Below are 18,214 nucleotides of genomic sequence, written 5' to 3' on the forward strand. Positions count from 1 at the left end.
CCATTCCCCCCCTCTCTCCTCTCTTTCCAGGCCCTCATCTTCCCTATTTCTCCCATCGTCCTTGACCTTATCTCTTCCGGCGTGGGGTACCTTGAGACCCTCCTTCCCCCCCCTCCAGGTAGGGGCTAGCACGCCCTCAACTCTCCCTCCACACGGGCACTGCGGCCCGCCCTGGCCAGCGGGCACCACGTATGTGTTCCCGCATGAGGTGCACCTGAACACGTCCTTCCTGCCAGAGAACTTACCCCCCCTCTTCGTCCTCGGCTCCCCCCCGTCCACCTCCACTATGTCCAGGGCGAAGTCGAACGGCCTGGCCGAAGCGATGGATGTGCCTATGCCGAAGACCTCCGCCCCTGCCTGCACTAGGGAATCGAGGTTCTCCAGCGTTATGCCACCAGACACCATGATCCTGACGTCACTGTGGCCCCTTAGCGCCAGTTCCCACCTCACCTCCCTGATGAGCTGCTCGAAGTTGCCCCCCCTCCTTGAAGATGGGGTGTCCAGCCTCATGACCTCCACGTCCGGGTTCTCTTCCACCGCCCTGATCGCGGAGAACTTCTCGTCCATGAACGTGTCGATTAGTATGACCTTCTTCCCCCCCCTGGGCAGTGATTGGAGCGTGTACCTCCACGCGTCATCGTCACCAAGGATTATGGCCAGGGAGTGGGGCATGGTGCCGACTGCGTCCCTGCCTATGATCTCCGCGCCAATTATGCCGCTGACGCCGTCCGCGCCACCTATGTAGGCCGCCCTGTCGATCATGGGCGATATGCCGGGTGCATCCTCCTTATGCCGAAGGAGTAGAAGGGTATGCTTCCCAGCCTCATCCTGACCCTGGTGGCGTATGTGGATATGCCCGAGGACTGGCATATGAAACCCAGGATGCTAGACTCGAACACACCGAACTCGGAATAACGGCCGGTTATGCTCATGAAAGGCACGGGGGGGATGCCCCCTGGAGTCCCTGGGGGGGTTTAGTATTGTGCCTCCGGGACGGCCCTGAGGTCGACGTCCTTGCCCTCCAGCAGCGATACCACCTCGTCCAGGCCAGAGAAGGTGACGAACGTGTCCAGCGGGCCTGAGACCGTGGCCTCCATGGTCACCACCGTCCCTGCCCACTTTCTTGAGCACCTCCATGGTCCTGGAGAAGTAAACGTCAGATGCCCTGCCTTCAAGGATATCCTCCTCTGTCGCTATGTTGAACCTCCTCAAGCGTACCACCACTCCGTCCTCTCCCCCCCCACATCCTGGATCTCTATCCCGCTCTCCCTGAGGGCCTGCCTGATCCTGTCGGACACCTCGTACATCCTCATGGCCCTCATCTCCCTCCTTATGCCCAGAACGTTCTCAACGAGCTTCCCGGTATCGGCCTTTGGCTCCTGAGTATGCCAAGGAACGCATCTGCCCACTCCAGGAACGACCTGAACTCCTGCACCCTCTCAACCCCCCCCTGGCGTTGGCCTCCCTGCAGGCCTCCACAACCACCCCCCTATGGCGCCCCTTGTGTCCATATCACTGTCCATGCAGGCCATGACCCTGCCACTCAGGTCGCCTGTATCAGCGGCCCAGGTGCCGGTGGTGGCCCTGTAGTAGGCGTTCTGTATGTACCTCCTGAGTTCGTCCGAGGCCCTTATGGTCTCCTCATCGAACTGCAGGGTGTTCCTGTACCCGGTGCCCAGAACATGGAGCCTCACGGTCTCCTTCGGGTACCGTCCAAGCAGCTCGCCTATGGTCACATAGTTCCTCAGTGACTTGCTCATCTTCTCCCTGCCCACGTTCACCATGCCTGTGTGCAGCCAGTACCGTGCCAGGTGCCTCCTGCCAGATATGGAACGCATCTGCGCGATCTCGTCCTCGTGGTGCGGGAAGATCAGGTCAGAGCCGCCGCCGTGTATGTCGTACTCCGGTCCGAAGTATGCCTCCGTTATCGACGTGTCCTCTATGTGCCACCCGGGCCTCCCATCACCCCCCCAGGGTGAGGGCCAGTACGGCTCGCCTGGCTTCATGAACTTCCAGAGCACGAAGTCTCCGGGGGTTCCTCTTCCCCCCCTCGCCCTCCACCCTCATGTTCGGTATCAGCTCGGAGAGCTTCTGGTGCGACAGCTCCCCCCCGTAGTCCGGGAAGGTGGTTATGTCGAAGTAGACGCCATCGCTGGATACGTAGGCATGGCCTGAATCGAGGAGCCTCTGCACCTGAGACAAGATCTCGTCCATGTAGAGGGTGCTCGGCGCGTACAGGTTCACGGAATCTATGCCCAGGGCCCCCCCCATGTCCTCCATATAAACGCTTAGGAACCTGGAGGCCACCTGCCTGTAGTCCGTGCCCTCCTCCTGTGCCCTCTTGATTATCTTGTCGTCTATGTCCGTTATGTTCTGCAGGTAGAAGACGCTGTAGCCCTTCAGCCTCAGGTACTTCGCAACCGTGTCGAAGAAGACGTATGTGCGCGCGTGGCCCAGGTGGAAGTAGTCATACACCGTGGGGGGGCCGCAGACGAACATGTTCACCCTCCCCCCCCTGTGCATCTCCCTGAACTCCTCCTCGCGGCCGGAGAGGGTGTCCCTGATCCTCATCGGACGCAGGATGGACAGGATCACAATAATGTTTTCTCCGGGCCAGCCTTCCGGAGCACTCCTCACGTCCCGGAAAGTGTTATCTCACCATGCTCCATTCCGCCCTGTTGATCCTGAAGTTCGCCCTCGCCCTGGCGGTGTTCGCGCTCACCCTCTACCTGGTCACGGCAAGGCCGAAGGGCCTGCAGATAGCTTCGGTGCATGATAGGTGCAGCCTTGGCACTCCTGGCCGGCATAACCCCCCCGCTCCGTGACGTTGCCACCGTCTGGGGCATCGTGTGGGACTCCACCTTCACCTTCGTTGCCATCGTCGTCATGTCGCTGGTATTTGACGAAGCCGGCTTCTTCGAGCACATCTCGAAGAGGGTGGAGGCCATGACGCACGGGAGCACCAGGAAACTCTTCACCTACAACATACTCCTCGGCGCAGCGGTCTCTGCCCTCTTCTCCAACGACGGCGGGGGCCTGGTGCTCACGCCCATAATATACTCGGTCATAAGGCGCACGGATATACCCGCACACAGGTACCTGGCCTTCATCATGTCGACGCAGTTCATCACAGACACTGCGAGCATACCCTTCGTGATAAGCAACCTCGTGAATATCATAGGGTCGACATACTTCTCCATAACGTTCCTCCAGTACTTTCTGCACATGTTTTTGCCGTTCGCCACCTCCGTTCTATCGTCTCTTGCCATGCTCTACCTGGTCCTGGGCAGGGGGGGCCTGCCGGAGAGGTTCCACTACACGCCTCCCGCAGATACCTACAAGGACGAGAGGGTCATCGCCCTCGCCATCCCGTTCATGGCCTCACTGATCGCCGTCTACTTCGCCACCAGTTTCCTGAACGTGCCTGTTGCATTCATAGCCGTGCCTGCCGTCGCTGGCCTTGCTGGATACGCTGCCGCCAGGGGGGGCCGCATCTCAGTGTCCAGGATACTGAGGGAGGCACCGTGGCAGATCATAGTCTTCTCGCTCGGCATGTTCATCGTCGTATATGGCCTGGGGGGGAACAGCGGCATGACGCAGTACCTCGCTTACGCACTCTCCAGGATACAGGCCACTGGCCCTGTCGCTTCCACGGTCCTGTCGGGCTACATGTTCGCTGGCATGGCGGGCCTTATGAACAATTTGCCTCTGTGCTCCTTGGCAACCTGGCCATAGCACGCCTGCATGACCCGGGCATACTGCCGTATGTGAACGTGATAGCCAACGACATAGGGCCGAAGTTCACACCCATAGGGTCACTGGCGACCCTGCTCTGGATGTACACGCTGGAGAGGAAGAGCGGTATGAGGGTCTCTGCCCTCTATTATATGAAGATAGGCACAGTCACCGCACTGCCGGTGCTCACACTCACCCTCCTATCCTCCTACCTCGCCTCCCTCCTCTGATCCCTGAAGAAGGGGGGGAATGTGGCGAGCATGGCCAGGGACGATGCGGATGCGAGGACAACAGTGTTCCCGACGCCGAGGATGGGGGGGCCAGCCAGGGAGCCCAGGGCCTGGCCGATGTACATGAAGGTGTTGGATAGGCCGATCACCGAGCCGTATTCACCCCTCACGGAGGCTAGGAGCATTGGGACGAAGAGAGCCTCGAAGAGCGAGTAGCCCAGGAGGAAGAGCGTGTTCGAGACGTAGATGAAGGGCCTCGACGGCAGGATGATGTGCACTGGCAGTGATATCAGCAGTACAGCTGATGCAGTCAGGGCGAATGGCCTCCTCCCCCCCTTTATGTCAGCCAGGCCGGAGAGGCCCACGGCGATCGCTCCGCCGATGACGGCAGGGATCAGGAGGTAAAGGTAATAGGAGTTCAGGCCTATGCCCAGGCTCTGGGTGAAGTAGAAGAAGGCGGAGACGAGGATGCCCGATGCAATGGACGGTATGTAGAGGGGGCGATGGCCTAGCGGGGGGGCCGTGCAAGCGTTCCCCGCGCACCTCACTCAGGCCCGGGACGAGTGCAAGGGAGAGGAGGGCCAGAACGCCGGATACTAGGAAGACGTAACTGAGCCCTATGACCGATGCCAGTACGGGCCCGAGAGCTATGCCCAGCAGGAGGGCTGCACCAACGGCAATGCCCGCGATGGCTGTGGCCCTGCTCCTGAACTCCGGTCTCACGCTCTCCTGGAGGAGCGCGTTTGTGCTCACCGAGACGCTACCCACCCGGACAGGGCCCTGAAGCTATGAGGCCGTAGATGCTGAAGGGGGGGTGGAAGGAGAGTATGTTGCCGAGGGCGAAGGGCACAAGGGCGATGGCGACAGAGGGCCTCCTGCCCATCCTGTCGGAGACAACGCCCATGGGGGGGTACTGCGATACCAGGAGCAGGATTGGCTGGGCGGCGTAAGCAAGGGATACGAGGAGGTCCGATGAGGTGAACTGCCTCGCATAGAGCACCACGACAGGGAAGGTGAGGAAGAGCGCCATGTACCTGAGGAAGTCCAGTGCGGATACGTTGCGGATGCTCCTTATCTCGTCCCGTGAGAGTGAGGAGAACACACTGCGTGAGGGAAACATGGGTTAATTCAGTTTCCATCGCGTAAAATTTTAGGCCCCGTGGCCAAACCGGGCTCAAATGAAGAAGCGCGCCTCTATTCCAGGCCCGCGCATTTAATCCTTTTACTGCATGCATGCTGCGATCTGACCAGGCATTCGCGAAACCTCACCACGGGTGTGCGAAAGTTTAATCTCAAACCTCGGGAGTTACTCGCACATGGGTGTTGAGGAGTTCCTAGCTCCCGGTGAGACCGTGAGGTTTGCATCCAGGGATACCGTGACGTACCAGGACCAGGAGTACGAGTTCTACATAACGGACAGGAGGCTCATATGGTTCAGCTCAAAGGGGGGGCTGATATTGAAGAAGAAGAACCTGCTGTCCGTGCCCATAGAGCAGGTCAGGAACGTTGCCTACGAGGAGAAGGGGGGGCTGGTGAAGAAGAGGGCCAGGATAGAGATCATCATGGCGGACAGGCGCTATGAGTTCTCGGGCACCGCGCAGTCCATGAGGGCCATATACGGCGAGCTGCAGGCCCATATGGTACCTGCGGGGGGGAAACAGGGCACACAGTGATGGCGCACAGGTGGGCAGGGAAGGTAAGGCGCGGTGGGGGGGCCCTGTCTGGGTACTGGCCAGCGGGACCAGGCCCGGGCAGTACCGCAGGCTGCGCTCCCCATCGCCATCAGTCCCCATGCAAACATGGTGAGGATAATTACAAGGGGGGGATTGCGTGAAACCGTCCCCCCCTGTCGGGATGGGGGGGAACCCTGTCCCTCCACGGACTCATGTCAGGTATTCCCGTTCCGGTGGTGGTCAGAGGCTGAACTCCCCCCCACCCTCTCGATGGCAGTGCTCCTGTTCCTGTATGCCAGGTATGTTATGACTATGGCGGCAAGGTAGATGCCGGCAATCCACGCGGAGTAGTTCAGGGGTGCAGGCGGTGCGGGGTAGACCGTGTAGAAGATCGCTACAGCTATGGCTGCTGCCACCAGTACAGGTATCACCGTGTGGACGAGGGCCCTGAGATCCCCCCCCTTCCTCCTGTGGTAGGCTGTGAGGCCTATGCCGGCGATGGCGTGGTTGGAGAGGGAGAAGATGGAGTTGCTTATTATCAGGAAGACACCTGCGGTCAGCGGGCCCAGGACGATGCCAGACACTATGGCTATCACAGCCGCCAGGGCGCCGTTGAATATGACCATCCTTCCCGGGGCACCGTGCCTGTTCACCCTGGCCATCCACTGCGGGAAGAGGATGCCGTCCCTGGCGAAGGCGTATGACGTCCTGACCGCCGCGGTCTCGAAGGACACGCCGGAGGAGTTGAAGCTGTTCACTATGAAAACTGCAAAGACTGCGGCCACTGCCGGGCCGAGGAATTTCGCGTATATTATGATGCCCGGGTCGCTGAGGCCCGCGTAATTGAACATGTCCGCTATGCCGTATGATATGGTCTGCGAGTAGCAGTTCAGGATTATCGCCAGGCCCAGGATGGTCGCCAGGAGGGCTAGCGCGAGAGGAACGTTTTTCTTCGGGTTCCTGGTCTCCTCCGCCACTGGCACAACTGTGTTCAGGCCGCCGAACGTCGCTATGCCAAGCACCATGGCGACCAGTAGCGTGGTGGCACTGTTCCCTATCGGTTGGGCTGTGAAGGCCACGGGCGATATGGAGCTGTGGTTCACAACAAGCAGCGCTATGGAGGTGCCGATCAGGAACGCTATCTCGCCAGGCCGGTGTAGAGCACATAGCGCATGGACGGCTTTATGCCAGGTAGTTCAGGGCGGAGGTCTCCGCTATCACAGCCAGGGTTATGGGTATCCAGAGCCATGGGTACGCTTTTGCAACTCCAGGGAAGATCACGTATAGGAACGATGAGAGGCCAAGGACGGCGAAGCCTGTGTAGCCCAGGAGGTAATAGTAATAGTAGGTTGTGCCGGCATAGAAGGAGAGGAACCTCCCGGCCCTGTTGAAGGCCTTCCTGTGGTACGCAGCCCAGGAGTAGGCCGAGGCCACCTCCTTCGACCACTCGTACGTTATGAGCGTCATGCCAAGGTATATCAGGAAAGAGAGCGTTACGACAAGCGGGAGCGAGCCTCCGACTATGCCTGCGAGGCTAACGAAGAAGAGCGCAGTGACGGCCGCGGGCCCGTTCGTGCCCAGTCCTTGGGCGAAGGCGTCCCAGAGCGTCAGGACACCCCCCCTCCTGAGTCCCTGTTCTCCTGCCATGAGAGGTAAAATGTGGCACGTACAATATGAATGTTTGGAAATGCGTTCTGGATATTCGCTCTGAAATGGAAGATATTCCCGGCACCATGACGGGATCGTTAACGTGTCACTGCAGATAGAGTGCCACCATGTCCTCCAGGCTGGGCCTCCTCCTCACGAGCCTCGGACTGCCGTCCAGCATGACTTCCGCGGGTGTTGGGAGGAGGTTGTAACTGGATGCCATGGAGGAGACATAGCACCGCAGTTCCCCCCCACAACCATGAGGTCGCCGGGTGACGGCACAGGCATCCTCAGGCCCCCCCTTGCTGTGAAGTCAGTGTTCTCGCAGGCCTGGCCCACGACATCGAACTCACCCTCATCGCGCTCCGACCTGTAGAGGAAGAGGATCGGGTGGGACGCGCCGTACAGCGGTATGCGTATGAGCGTATTCATGCTCACGTCAGTGCCCACGTATACCCGGTCCGCCACCTTGACCTCTGTCACGGTTGCGATCAGTAGGCCCGCCTCTGCCACAAGGTACCTGCCCGGTTCTATCACCAGGCCAGGAGATCCGGGTATGCCGGCGGAGAGGATGGCCTCATTCGCGAGCCTGGCTGCCCTCTCAAGGTCAAGGGGGGGCTCCTGGCCCTCAGCGTAGGGCACGCCGAAGCCTCCGCCGATGTCGATGTAGTCGAACGCTATGCTGCACCTTGCGGACACTTCCAGCGCTGCCCTTGCCGCAGCCTCAGCCACGGCGCCGAAGAATTCCGGATCAAGGTTGTTCGAGCCCAGCATCATGTGGAGGCCGAAGCTGCAGGCGCCGTGCTCCCTTGCGGTGGAATAGGCCCTAATGGCATCGCCCAAGGGCATACCGAATTTGCTCCCATGGCCTCCAGTGGTTATCGCGCGGAACTGGCCGGAGCCGAAGCCAGGGTTTATCCTGAACGAGACGCGCTCCGGCCCCCCCATGTCCATGACCTTCTTGTACTGCTCGAAACAGTCGAAGTTCACAGCAATGCCGTTTTCCAGGAACCAGATGAGATCCTCCCTGGAGGCGTAGCTGGGCGTGGCCATGACCCTGTCACGGGTAAAGCCAGTGAGAGCGAGAGCTTTGCCTCGTTGACGGTGGAGGCATCGATGCCCGCACCCAGTCCCCCCCTCAGGACAGAGAGGATCGGAGGGCTCGGGTTTGCCTTGCAGGCATAGTGCACATCCGCCTTTCCGAACGCCCTCTTCATTCTGGCATACCTGGAGCGGATCGTTCCAACATCGTAGACTATGAGCGGCGTACCGAATTCTTCCGCCAGTGACCACAGCGTCCCGGCACCTATACCTTCGTGGAACCGCATTTCCGGTGGGGGGGAGAATCGCTCAATTGATTAAAAAACAGACCCTGCGTGTGGAATGGTGCAGGCTTCCCTGCCGGACGCCCGGGTGAGGTACGCTCCAGTTATTCCTTCTTTACGCCCAGCACCTGTGCTATCTCGGACCTCAGCTGGTCATCGCTCTTGCCATCCACGCTTATGCCCAGGTTCCTGGCGGCCTCCCTCACGTTCACGGTGGCCTGCTGCTGGGGGCGTGTAGTTGATGGCGTTCCTAATCTCCCTCTCTATCTCCATCTTGCCCCCCTCTGAAACTCACCCCGATGCCCTGCCCAGGCTCCTGGCCAGTTCCGGTATCTTCTTACTCCCGCCGAAGAGAATGACCGCCACAATCAGTATCTCGAGGATCTCCTCAATACTGATCATTGCTGAGTCATAGTTAGGACATATATTAATCCAACCATGGACGAAATTGAACACTGTCGATCGCCGTATCTAAAGCACGGTGTAGATAAGATAGATATACAGAATCGTACTCTTAACCGCATGGCGAAGTTCCCCCCCAGCGAGGAGTGGGTGAAGCAGTACGTGGAGAAGCTCAACAGCAACCCCCCGATTACGAAGACGCGGCCAGGAACTGGGAGGGCGATATAACGTTCGTGGTTAAGGGAGATGAGAGGTTCGCGGGAGAGGCATACCTGTACCTCGATCTGTACCACGGGAAGTGCAGGGGTGTCGCCTATGCCTTCAACGACTCCTCGGGCCTTAAGAAGAGCGAGTTCAGGTACATAGGCACATATTCGAACTGGGTGCGCCTGCTGAAAGGGGAGATCGACCCGATACAGGGCGTGCTCATGGGGAAGTTCAGGCTTGAGGGCCCCCCCATGGTCAAGGTCATGAGGTACACAAGGGCGGCGAAGGAGCTGGTGAGGACCGCTGCAATGGTGCCTACGGAGTGGTAGGGTTGTGGTTCTTCAGGGTTCCGCAGGTTGTCTTTGGCGAAGATGCCCTATCGTTTCTGTCGACACTGGGCATCAAAAGGGCCTGCATAGTGTGCGACAGGTATCTGGCCGCTGCGGGGGATGCCACAGAGGGTCATGAGGTTCCTGGACGGTGCGGAAGTGGCCGTGGTCAGCGACTTCGGTGAGGAGCCATCTCTCGGAGATGTGGAGAGGAACCTCACGCAGGTCAGGGAATTTGGCCCGGACTGGTTCCTGGGCCTGGGAGGCGGTTCGTCCATGGACATGGCCAAGATCCTCTTCGCCCTGTACGAGAGGCCGGACATCAGCGCGTACGACATAACTCCCCCCCTTGTGCCCTGGGCCTCAGGAAGAGGGCCAGGCTGGCGCTCATACCGACCACGAGCGGCACGGGCTCGGAGTGTTCCTGGGCAGCGGTGCTCTCCGATGAGGGGCACAGGAAGAACGAGCTGCTTCGCCGGAGATCATGGCCGACTATGCCATCCTTGACCCCCTCCCTGGTGCTTGGCCTGCCGAAGGGCGTGACGAGGAACACCGCGGTCGATGCGATAACGCACTCCGTTGAGGCGTACGCAAGCGCCTGGAGGAACCCTTACTCCGACGCCATGGCGGAGAAGGCCTTCGAGCTGATAGTGAACAGCATCCTTCGGGTCCTGAAGGACCGTCAGACGTTACTGCCAGGGGGGGAACGTGCACATAGGTGCCTCCATGGCCGGCTCTGCCTTTTCGAACTCACAGATAGGCCTCGCCCACGCCCTGGGCCACGCCCTGGCTCGCACTTCAGGGTGCCACATGGCATGTCCGTGGGCCTCTACCTGCCATCGGTGGTGAGGTTCAACAGCCAGGCCGTGCCGGAACGGTACAGGAGGCTGAACTCGCTCGTGCCAGATGGGATACGGAAGGGCACCCTCGATCTCTCCCTCCAGGCCCTGTTTTCGGAAATGGGCAGCCGCTGAGCGTTGACGAGGCCGGGATCGACAGGTCAAGGTACCTGGAGAGCCTGGAGGGCATGGTAGCAGTCGCATCTGAATCCACAGGCACAGTGGGGAACGCAAAGGACGCGTCCACATCTGACATACGCACCCTGCTGCTCTCCGTGCTGCCTGAAAAATGATTAATAGCCTCACCCGATCTGTGACCATGGGCGTGCCAGGGGTTGACTTCGGCCAGTACCACCACTCCACAAGGAGGAGAGCGAGGCGCTGAGGCAGAGGATCGCATTGATCTTCTCAAGGGCCTTCTCATACCTCGAGGAGAGCAGGTTCTCCCCATCATCCGTTGTGGACCTCGGTGCCGGCCTTGGGTTCCTAACCCACCTCGTCCTTTCAAGGTTCCCCCCCAGGGCCAGGGCCACGCTGGTGGACACATTCTCAGGCCACGGCCTCCGTGGAGCCTCGGTGGACAGGGCTAGGGCCAATATGGAGGCCCTCGGCTACGCGCAGAGGGTGGACTTCTACGTGGCTGACGTGCGCTCCCTGCCCTTCAGCGACGCGTCTTTCGACATGGCCGTGACGAGCCTGGTCTTCCACAACCTGAGCGATGGGGGTTCAGAGGGCTTTCTCGGAGATGCAGAGGGTTGTGAGGCCCCCCCTGGGCTACATGCTGTACGGCGACATATTCATCGAACTGGAGAGGCACAGGGATTACCTCAGCGGCTGCAGGGTGATGCAGAAGTATGAGGAGAGGCTCGGCGAGGAGATGTTCTACACGCTCTACGTCATAAGGAAGGACCCTGACTAGACCTCTCCCTGCTTAGCTTCGATAAGTTCTCTATCAGTGTCCTTGTCCTCCTGTCCCCCGCGGTCAAGCGAACCGACCGCTTCCCTGAAGAACTCTATGGCCCTGTCGTAGTCCCTGACGTTGACAGGCTTCGGGACGCCGTCCTTGCCGCCCACCGCGAAGGAGAACTTCACGGGGGGGTCGCGGGTTGATGCCTTCTCTCCCGTTATGACCTCTGCCATGTAAGAGATGGCGCGCAGCGTGCTCTTTCCAAGGCCAGGCATGTCCACCAGCTGCTCGAAACCCGTCACGTCGTACTCGTACAGCTGCCGCAGCCTCTTCCAGTCCACCCTTATGTCCAGGTTCAGCACCGGCTTACCGGTACTGTCCAGCGTCCTCTGGCCACCTATTGCGAACATTGACATGAGGCTCTCTGGCCTCTCCCTTAGGACCTCGACCATTGCCCTCCTGTTCCCCCCCCTGCTTGATGATGCCGTGAGGTCAAGGACGCTGTCCTGCGGGACAGGGGCGGATATGCCCTCCCTGTTGTCGTCCAGCATGGTGCCCATTGTGCCGCTGTACCAGTGGTACCTCCTGGCCATCCTCTTACCCTCGTTCATCCCCCCCTGCTGCACCACCGAGAAAGTGCCGGAGCCAACCACAAGGAACTGCATGTAGAGGTCGTAAGAGTCCTGGAGGAAGGCGTCGTCTATCCTGGCAACCCTCTTCGCCAGCCTCATTGTCGTGTCTGCGTCACCTATGAGGCCAGCGCTTTCCGCGGCCTCGACCTCCTCCCTTGTCGCTGACATGTGCCTCCCCCCCTTGCCACCTGCCACAGCGATCTCCCTGGGTGCCTGGAGTAATATTCCTTGATGGCCGAGAGCGTTGCGGTGGTCGTGCCGCTTGAGTTCCAGTCAAAGCCTATTACCAGCGACAGGGCATGGAACCAGAAGGGGGGGTCAGAGAAACGCCTCACGAGCTCCTTCGCGCCGTAGACCTGCACTATGGTGTCGCAGAGCAGGCCGCCCAGTTCGACCATCCTCCTGTACAGGTATTCCGGCGGGTGGCCGTAGTGGAGGGGGGGAGGAGCGAGAAGCCTGTCCTATTCACGCCATGCCAGTGCTGAAATGCATATAAGGCATTCCCATCGCTGCGCAGCCACAAAAATTTTAAGATCGGGGGGGAGGCCATCACACCCTATGGCGGAGTTCAAGTGCTACGTCTGCGGAAAGAAGGTGCTGACCGGCGAGAAGTTCACCTTCACCAAGAGCGGGTCCGTGCACTACGACTGCTTCATATCCGAGAGGAGAAAGCAGGTGAGCGATGACAAGCAGGAGCAGCTCAGGGCCCTCTCGATCATACTCGACATAGAGCTTCAGCACCTCCTGAACGTGCTGTCAATAAAGGTGGACGATGAGAAGGCGCAGGAGATCGTCAAGAAGAAGTACAAGGATATAGAGGCCGCTGCGGGTGACACGACCAGGCAGATAAGTGCCCTCTGATCACCTGCCGCCTTTCTTTTCCTCTTTTCCGGTCTGCTTCTTCTTAAACTCGGTGTACCCGCACCGCCCGCACGATAGCCTGTCCTCGTGCTCCGCGAGGAACACGCCGGGGGGGCCACACCTGGGGGGGCAGTACCTCCTCTCCCTGACTACCTTTTCCCCCCCCTCAAGCTTGTACAGTTCCCTCTTCTGCATCCTCAGCTCGCCTCTTTCTGCTTCAGCCCGTTCCTTATCAGTTCGTAGTCAGGCTCGTACAGCATCGCGCTCTCCCTGTCCCTGTAGACCTTGGCGTAGCCGGTGATCGCGTGCTGCCCTGCCTCCTGCAGGTTCCTGTCCACTATGACCAGGCTGCTGTCCACTCCCAGGTTCCTGGCCAGCAGCTGCCTGACCTCGTCCCTCTTCGGTGTGGGTTCCCTGCCGAAGAGGACCCTGTAGCGCACTTCCTTCCTCTTCAGTAATACGTTGTCCCTTGTCTCCAATACCTTGAGCTCAGCCATTGACCATCATCTCCAGCATCCTCGTAACTCTATCCTTCTCCTCAGGCGTGACCCTTATGCATGCCATGCCAACGTCCGGGACGCCGTAAGCCACCACCGTATTGAGAGGTGCGTAAAAAATTATCGGGATCACCGCCAGGTCCTCCTCTCCCTCCACCTCGATCCTCTTTGGCCTGCCGGTGAGGAAGGCATCCCTTATCTCGATCATGAGGTCGTGGGATATGGTGCCCGCCTCGTTGATCACGCGGACTGAGCCTTCGATGTGCTTGAATGAGGCCTCGCCCCCCCTCTTCGTCTTGAGATCCACGACCTCAACGAAGGGCCTTATGCCTGCCCCCCCCTGAGCCTCTCGGTCGTCACGTCCCCCCCACAGACGCCACCATGGCCTCGGACCTCAGGTCTTCTGGGGGGGTGCAGATCCTGTGCTCGAACCTCGATACCCTTTCCCTGACACCGGGGGGGGCAGGACGAGCCTACTGCCTGACCTTAATTGCATACCTGCCCTTCTCCCTGTACCCTCCTGCCTCCGCTATGACGGAGTGCTCCGGGTCCTCGATGATCACGAAACCGGCCCACTCGTTTGTAGTCTTCTCCTCGGGGTGCACCGAGCACACCTCGTCAGTGGTGAGCCTCTTACACTTCCTGCATGCCCTGTACTCTGCCTTTGCCATGGCACATCACGCCTGTACCTTCTTCTCCGCAAGCCACTGGATCTTGCCTAGGCCCATCTGCTTCATGGTGAGGCCTATCCTGCTGTCGGCGATGGATGAGGAGCTCAGGTTTATGTGCACTATCTTCACCCTGACCTTGTCACCCACCTTCAGGTCCTTCTTGGTGTCCTTGCCTATGAACCTCTGGTTGCCCAGGTCTATGTCGATCCTGTCGTCCATGATCTGGCCTATGTGGAGCAGGCCCTCGAAGGGCCCGATCTTTATGAACGCGCCGAACTTCTGCACCGACACCACTGTGCCCTCGACGATCTCCTGCATTTCCGGATAGAATGCGATTGCCCTGTACCTTACCCTCTGGTAGACGCCACCGTCACCATGGACTATGGTGCCGTCACCCTCTGCGCTCACATCGGTCAGCGTGACAATGTAGCACTTGCCAAGGTTCCTGCCGGTCTTCTCATCGTTAACGTCAACAAGCTGGCCCTCCAGCTTCTCCCTGGCCACCCTCTCCACCACTTCATCGTAGTCCTCACCCAGGAGCTGGGGGGGCGGTATCCTGACAACTTCCTCATCATCAATCTCAACGTACATGTGTGAATCTTCAACCTCCCTGAGAACGTCCAGAGCGTACAGCTCCACAGGTAATCGCTCATGAAAACTTAACTTTTTGCCTCTCCCTCTGAAGTGCATGCATTATATCGGTACCGGCCATATACTCACCATGCTGTCAGAAGAGCTGGAGATGCTCAGGTCAAACGTCAGGGAGTTCGTCTCAAGGCATGTGGAGCCCATCGCCAGGGAGGTTGATGAGAGGGACGAGTTCCCCCAGGGAACTCTTCAGGGAGATGGGGAAGCAGGGATACCTTGGCATCACCGTGCCGGAGAGGTACGGTGGCTCTGGCCTGGGCTACACGGCACAGTCTGTGGTGCAGGAGGAACTCGGTTATTCCTCCGCATCGATAGCGCTCTCCTACGGTGCACACAGCAACCTGTGCCTTGATAACCTCTACAGGAACGGGAACGAGCACATAAGGGAGGAGTTTGTGCCCAGACTGTGCTCTGGCGAATGGATAGGTTCGCTCTGCCTCACTGAGCCGGGTTCCGGCTCCGATGCGCTTGCCATGAGGACAAGCGTCACAGAGGACAGGGGCGAGTTCGTCCTAAACGGGAGTAAGACGCTGATCACCAACGCGCCGTACGCGGACCTCATGCTTGTCTACGCCAGGGACGGGGACGGGTACTCCGCATTCGCTGTGAGGGCAACGGACAGGGGAGTTTCGAAGGGCTCGAAGTTCTCCAAGATGGGCATGCGCGGATCGCCCACAGGGGGGGAGCTGCACTTCCAGGACGTCAGGCTTGGCCCAGAGAGGCTCGTGGGCCAGAGGGGGGGAAGGCCAGGGACGTGATACTGAGCGGCCTGAACATGGAGAGGGTGATCCTGGCCTACCTGTTCCTGGGCCTCGGGAGGAGGGCCTTCGACATGGCCATGGCGTACAGCGTGCAGAGGAAGCAGGGTGGCAGGGAGATAAACGAGTTCGAACTGGTCGAGCAGAAGTTAGCGAACATGTACACTTACCTTAGGACGAGCAGGCTCCTGTGCGACGACGCGCTGGGGGGGCTGTGAGCAGGGACCCGATGGACGGCGTCGCGGCATCATCCGCCATATACTGGACAGCCGAATCGGCGGAGTACTGTGCCAGGGAGGCTGTGCAGGTGATGGGTGGCTACGGCTACATCAGGGATTCCGGGGCGGAGAGGCTCCTGAGGGACGCTGTCCTGGGGGGGCAGATAGGAGCGGGCACCAGGGAGATAAGGGAGCACGTGATCGCCAGGGGGGGCCTGGTTAAAAGGTATAAGAGAGAGGGCTCAATACGGATATGATGCTGTGCGTGAACTGCGGTGCCAGGGAAGCGGAAGGGGGGGGCCACTGTGCAGGCAGTGCACCGCAGCCCTCCTGGTCGTGAGGGAGGGGGGGAAGAAGCAGAGGATAGAGGTGTGCCCCCCCAAGTGCAGCTCCATCCACGTGGGCGGGAAGTGGTACAGCGCGGACAGCACCGCTCCGCTGGCCAGGCTCCTGGCATCGTCCTTCCACTTTGAAAACGCGTCGCATGTCAGGGTAGATGAGGCCAGCCTTGACCTGGGATCATCCACCATAAGGGGCAGGGCAACGGCCACAGTGAAGGGTGTCGATGTTTCACTGGACCTTGAGAGGGAGGTGTTCGTTGCCAGGGTCTCCTGCCGGTGTGCAACAGGGTCACTGGCTCCTACTATGAGAGCATACTCCAGATCAGGACGTATTCCGGGTCGAACAGGAAGCTTCTGGAGGAGGCACTCTCGGTGGTGGAGGAAACGGTCTCAGCGCGCTCAAGCGACCCCCTCGTCATTCATATCGAAGGTCGAGTGGCTGCCGGAGGGTGTCGACATATACATGGGCAGGAAGAACGATGGGCAGAGGGCCGCGGCAGCGCTGAGGTCGAGGTACGTGAGCACGGTCAGGGTCAGCAAGAGGCTCGCCGGCTACCGGGAGGGCAGGGAGTTCCACAGGTTCACATACAGCGTCAGGATCCTGGACCTGTCAAGGGGGGGACAGCCATTAACATGGGCGGGAAACACTACCTCTCTCGTCCATCTCCGGCTCTGCAGTCCACCTGGTGAACACCGGCGACTGGAGGGAGGAACAGGTTGCGCCGCAGGAGTTCTTCACAAGGCAGTGGGAGCAGAGCAGCGTGCAGCCGGAGAGGAGGCGCGGCCTCGTCCTGGCCAGGAGGCAGGGTGAGACAGACCTCATGGATATGTCCACGTACAGGGTCGTGACGGCCAGGGGGGGAGAGGCCCAGAGCGATGAGGTGGAATACATAGTCTTCAGGGAGCAGGCGTACATAATCTGAGGACACAACACTTAATCTATGCATTTGACCTAACGGTGCGGGTTGTCATGCAGATCAGGTCAGAGTGGGACACGCTGAGGGAGGTCATGGTGCACAGGCCGGAGGTGGAGATCGAGTACGCCATGCTCGCACCGAGGCCCTTCCTCTTCGAGAGGGTGTTCAACACAAGGATAGCGCTGGAGGAGCACCATAGGCTTGAGGATACCCTGAAATCACTGGGCGTCAGGTGCCTTGTCCTGAAGGACACGGTTGTCGAGACTGCGGATAGGGACAGGGCTTTCAGGGAGAAGCTGGAGAGGAGGATACTTGACAGCGTGCGCTTCTTCGGCTCCGTGCAGTCCGTGGAGGCGGCAAAGAGGGAGCTGGAGAGGAACGTGCACGAGATGGACTCGTCAACGCTCTTCAGGATCCTGACCCTGGAGCCCTCCATTGACCTGAAGAAGGACAATGGCTCCGTGGTGGAGTATCCCACAGTCTATTCCAACCTGCCACTTGCGAACCTCTACTTCATGAGGGACCAGCAGGCCGTTTCGCAGGCAGGCATAATCTTCGGCAACATGAGGAAGAGGCAGAGGGCCAAGGAGGCAGACATAACGGAGTTCGTCTTCAGGGAGGCCCTGGGCCTCAGGAACACCTTCAGGGTGGGCGGTGAGGGCACGTTCGAGGGAGGCGACTTCATGCCTGCAGGCGACTTCGCGCTCATAGGTACAGGGCCAAGGACGAACCTGCAGGGCGCAATGCAGGCAATGTCCTCCGGCCTCATGGACTTCGATGAGGTGGCCGTGGTGGACAACCCGGTCTACGACTTCATGGACAGGGAGAGAGACCAGATGGCCAACATGCACCTGGATACATTCTTCAACATAGCTGGAAAGGGCCTTGCCGTTGCTTCGGTGGAGCTCATGAAGAAGGCCAGGGTCTCGGTATACTCGAAGTCCCAGAGGGGGGGCAGGTACGAGAGGATGGCCGATACCACTCTGTATAACTACATCAGGCAGAACGGCTACGACATCCTGGACCTGAGCGTGGGCGAGCAGCTGTGCTACGCCTCCAACTTCCTCACGGTCTCGGACAGGAAGATAGTGGCCGTGGACACGCAGGGGGGTGGCCAGGAAGCTGATGGGTGCGGGCGTGCTTGGTGACCAGGTGCTTTCAATCCTGAGGAAGGAGCTGGACGGGCGCAGGATGTTCCCGGACAGCCAGGCGGTGAGGGACTTTGGCATCGATGTCGTGAAGCTCGACCTCAGCGAGCTCACTGGCGGGTACGGAGGGGGGGCGCACTGCATGACCGCGGCACTGGCCAGGTCGTAGGATCGAAAGGTTTAATTGTCGCTCAAAATTACGAAATATTCAAAATTCCACGCTTCACAG

The 18,214-nt window shown here is 59.7% G+C and carries 22 protein-coding genes and 6 pseudogenes; 11 read left to right on the top strand and 17 right to left on the bottom strand.

Going from position 1 to position 18,214, the window contains the following annotated elements; translation table 11 throughout:
- Together JCM13583_RS12235 and JCM13583_RS05165 are read right to left on the bottom strand one after the other, a co-directional pair.
- Nucleotides 1-1,212 (bottom strand): annotated as a pseudogene (locus tag JCM13583_RS12235) (nicotinate phosphoribosyltransferase); the annotation flags it as partial.
- A pseudogene (locus tag JCM13583_RS05165) lies at nucleotides 1,209-2,571 on the bottom strand (cysteine--tRNA ligase). The pseudogenes JCM13583_RS12235 and JCM13583_RS05165, both read right to left, overlap by 4 nt.
- Before the next feature lie 89 nt (nucleotides 2,572-2,660).
- On the opposite strand from JCM13583_RS05165, the pseudogene JCM13583_RS05170 reads away from it, so the two are divergent.
- Nucleotides 2,661-3,965 (top strand): annotated as a pseudogene (locus JCM13583_RS05170) (arsenical efflux pump membrane protein ArsB).
- Here the strand turns inward: JCM13583_RS05170 and JCM13583_RS05175 are convergent.
- From JCM13583_RS05175 to JCM13583_RS05185, 3 genes are read right to left on the bottom strand one after another with little or no spacing between them, the layout of a single operon-like run.
- Nucleotides 3,944-4,330, bottom strand: coding sequence for a hypothetical protein (locus JCM13583_RS05175; RefSeq protein WP_075056947.1), 387 nt, complete (start codon nucleotides 4,328-4,330; stop codon nucleotides 3,944-3,946). The pseudogene JCM13583_RS05170 and the gene JCM13583_RS05175 sit on opposite strands and share 22 nt — an antisense overlap.
- The gene (locus JCM13583_RS05180) at nucleotides 4,308-4,733 is read right to left on the bottom strand and encodes an MFS transporter (RefSeq protein ID WP_075056948.1); all 426 of its coding nucleotides are present in this window, start codon (nucleotides 4,731-4,733) and stop codon (nucleotides 4,308-4,310) included. The genes JCM13583_RS05175 and JCM13583_RS05180 overlap by 23 nt, the downstream gene beginning before the upstream one ends.
- Nucleotides 4,726-5,085 (bottom strand): MFS transporter, encoded by a 360-nt coding sequence (locus JCM13583_RS05185; RefSeq protein WP_162509434.1) that lies wholly within the window; start codon nucleotides 5,083-5,085, stop codon nucleotides 4,726-4,728. The genes JCM13583_RS05180 and JCM13583_RS05185 overlap by 8 nt, the downstream gene beginning before the upstream one ends.
- A 196-nt stretch (nucleotides 5,086-5,281) precedes the next feature.
- On the opposite strand from JCM13583_RS05185, the gene JCM13583_RS05190 reads away from it, so the two are divergent.
- On the top strand, nucleotides 5,282-5,638 hold the full coding sequence (locus JCM13583_RS05190; protein WP_162509435.1) for a PH domain-containing protein: 357 nt from the start codon (nucleotides 5,282-5,284) through the stop codon (nucleotides 5,636-5,638).
- A 215-nt stretch (nucleotides 5,639-5,853) separates the two neighbouring features.
- On the opposite strand, the gene JCM13583_RS12240 is transcribed toward JCM13583_RS05190, so the two are convergent.
- From JCM13583_RS12240 to JCM13583_RS05205, 5 genes are all read right to left on the bottom strand, one after another.
- Nucleotides 5,854-6,741, bottom strand: coding sequence for an APC family permease (locus JCM13583_RS12240; RefSeq protein WP_171823447.1), 888 nt, complete (start codon nucleotides 6,739-6,741; stop codon nucleotides 5,854-5,856).
- 79 nt (nucleotides 6,742-6,820) lie between these two features.
- A complete protein-coding gene (locus tag JCM13583_RS12245; RefSeq protein WP_162509437.1) occupies nucleotides 6,821-7,285 on the bottom strand; it encodes a hypothetical protein in 465 nt (154 codons plus the stop codon).
- 153 nt (nucleotides 7,286-7,438) lie between these two features.
- Nucleotides 7,439-8,338 carry a hypothetical protein gene (locus JCM13583_RS05200; RefSeq protein WP_162509438.1) on the bottom strand — a complete coding sequence of 300 codons (900 nt, stop codon included), beginning with the start codon at nucleotides 8,336-8,338 and terminating at the stop codon, nucleotides 7,439-7,441.
- Entirely contained in the window at nucleotides 8,272-8,613 is a 342-nt protein-coding gene (locus JCM13583_RS12250; protein WP_162509439.1) for a hypothetical protein, read from the bottom strand. The genes JCM13583_RS05200 and JCM13583_RS12250 overlap by 67 nt, the downstream gene beginning before the upstream one ends.
- 288 nt (nucleotides 8,614-8,901) lie before the next feature.
- On the bottom strand, nucleotides 8,902-9,012 hold the full coding sequence (locus tag JCM13583_RS05205) for a twin-arginine translocase TatA/TatE family subunit (protein ID WP_075056952.1): 111 nt from the start codon (nucleotides 9,010-9,012) through the stop codon (nucleotides 8,902-8,904).
- A gap of 120 nt (nucleotides 9,013-9,132) precedes the next feature.
- Here JCM13583_RS05205 and JCM13583_RS05210 point away from each other — a divergent pair.
- From JCM13583_RS05210 to JCM13583_RS05225, 4 genes and pseudogenes are all read left to right on the top strand, one after another.
- A pseudogene (locus JCM13583_RS05210) lies at nucleotides 9,133-9,548 on the top strand (SCP2 sterol-binding domain-containing protein).
- Between the two features lie 120 nt (nucleotides 9,549-9,668).
- Entirely contained in the window at nucleotides 9,669-10,055 is a 387-nt protein-coding gene (locus JCM13583_RS12255) for an iron-containing alcohol dehydrogenase (RefSeq protein WP_162509440.1), read from the top strand.
- Complete coding sequence (locus tag JCM13583_RS05220; RefSeq protein ID WP_075056953.1) at nucleotides 9,983-10,522, top strand: iron-containing alcohol dehydrogenase; 540 nt, start codon at nucleotides 9,983-9,985, stop codon at nucleotides 10,520-10,522. The genes JCM13583_RS12255 and JCM13583_RS05220 overlap by 73 nt, the downstream gene beginning before the upstream one ends.
- A gap of 264 nt (nucleotides 10,523-10,786) precedes the next feature.
- Nucleotides 10,787-11,245 carry a class I SAM-dependent methyltransferase gene (locus JCM13583_RS05225; protein WP_075056954.1) on the top strand — a complete coding sequence of 153 codons (459 nt, stop codon included), beginning with the start codon at nucleotides 10,787-10,789 and terminating at the stop codon, nucleotides 11,243-11,245.
- A gap of 57 nt (nucleotides 11,246-11,302) precedes the next feature.
- Here the strand turns inward: JCM13583_RS05225 and JCM13583_RS05230 are convergent, their stop codons facing one another.
- Nucleotides 11,303-12,121 carry a DUF763 domain-containing protein gene (locus JCM13583_RS05230; RefSeq protein WP_171823448.1) on the bottom strand — a complete coding sequence of 273 codons (819 nt, stop codon included), beginning with the start codon at nucleotides 12,119-12,121 and terminating at the stop codon, nucleotides 11,303-11,305.
- Complete coding sequence (locus tag JCM13583_RS12260; protein WP_162509443.1) at nucleotides 12,043-12,324, bottom strand: DUF763 domain-containing protein; 282 nt, start codon at nucleotides 12,322-12,324, stop codon at nucleotides 12,043-12,045. Before JCM13583_RS12260 ends, JCM13583_RS05230 begins: the two co-directional genes overlap by 79 nt.
- Before the next feature lie 160 nt (nucleotides 12,325-12,484).
- On the opposite strand from JCM13583_RS12260, the gene JCM13583_RS05235 reads away from it, so the two are divergent.
- On the top strand, nucleotides 12,485-12,787 hold the full coding sequence (locus tag JCM13583_RS05235) for a DUF2175 family protein (RefSeq protein ID WP_075056955.1): 303 nt from the start codon (nucleotides 12,485-12,487) through the stop codon (nucleotides 12,785-12,787).
- Here the strand turns inward: JCM13583_RS05235 and JCM13583_RS05240 are convergent, their stop codons facing one another.
- The 5 genes from JCM13583_RS05240 to JCM13583_RS05260 form a co-directional block, all read right to left on the bottom strand.
- Nucleotides 12,788-12,982 (bottom strand): 30S ribosomal protein S27ae, encoded by a 195-nt coding sequence (locus JCM13583_RS05240; protein WP_075056956.1) that lies wholly within the window; start codon nucleotides 12,980-12,982, stop codon nucleotides 12,788-12,790.
- Between the two features lie 2 nt (nucleotides 12,983-12,984).
- A complete protein-coding gene (locus JCM13583_RS05245) occupies nucleotides 12,985-13,284 on the bottom strand; it encodes a 30S ribosomal protein S24e (RefSeq protein WP_075056957.1) in 300 nt (99 codons plus the stop codon).
- Nucleotides 13,277-13,591, bottom strand: coding sequence for a GTP-dependent dephospho-CoA kinase family protein (locus JCM13583_RS05250; protein ID WP_171823449.1), 315 nt, complete (start codon nucleotides 13,589-13,591; stop codon nucleotides 13,277-13,279). Before JCM13583_RS05250 ends, JCM13583_RS05245 begins: the two co-directional genes overlap by 8 nt.
- Nucleotides 13,592-13,757: 166 nt before the next feature.
- Nucleotides 13,758-13,955: a DNA-directed RNA polymerase subunit E'' gene (gene rpoE / locus JCM13583_RS05255; RefSeq protein WP_075056958.1), complete on the bottom strand. Its 198-nt coding sequence runs from the start codon at nucleotides 13,953-13,955 to the stop codon at nucleotides 13,758-13,760.
- 6 nt (nucleotides 13,956-13,961) lie between these two features.
- A complete protein-coding gene (locus JCM13583_RS05260; RefSeq protein WP_075057049.1) occupies nucleotides 13,962-14,546 on the bottom strand; it encodes a DNA-directed RNA polymerase in 585 nt (194 codons plus the stop codon).
- 130 nt (nucleotides 14,547-14,676) lie between these two features.
- Between JCM13583_RS05260 and JCM13583_RS05265 the strand changes: the two are divergent.
- The 4 genes and pseudogenes from JCM13583_RS05265 to JCM13583_RS05275 all read left to right on the top strand — a co-directional run bounded on the left by JCM13583_RS05265 (nucleotide 14,677) and on the right by JCM13583_RS05275 (nucleotide 18,154).
- Nucleotides 14,677-15,836, top strand: a pseudogene (locus tag JCM13583_RS05265) (acyl-CoA dehydrogenase family protein).
- Between the two features lie 4 nt (nucleotides 15,837-15,840).
- On the top strand, nucleotides 15,841-16,731 hold the full coding sequence (locus JCM13583_RS05270; RefSeq protein WP_075056959.1) for a hypothetical protein: 891 nt from the start codon (nucleotides 15,841-15,843) through the stop codon (nucleotides 16,729-16,731).
- Nucleotides 16,682-16,843, top strand: coding sequence for a hypothetical protein (locus tag JCM13583_RS13860; protein WP_171823450.1), 162 nt, complete (start codon nucleotides 16,682-16,684; stop codon nucleotides 16,841-16,843). Before JCM13583_RS05270 ends, JCM13583_RS13860 begins: the two co-directional genes overlap by 50 nt.
- A 47-nt stretch (nucleotides 16,844-16,890) precedes the next feature.
- Nucleotides 16,891-18,154 (top strand): annotated as a pseudogene (locus JCM13583_RS05275) (arginine deiminase).
- Nucleotides 18,155-18,214: the final 60 nt, after the last annotated feature.

It is taken from the genome of Thermogymnomonas acidicola JCM 13583 (genome assembly GCF_001316105.1).
GTDB lineage: Archaea > Thermoplasmatota > Thermoplasmata > Thermoplasmatales > Thermoplasmataceae > Thermogymnomonas > Thermogymnomonas acidicola.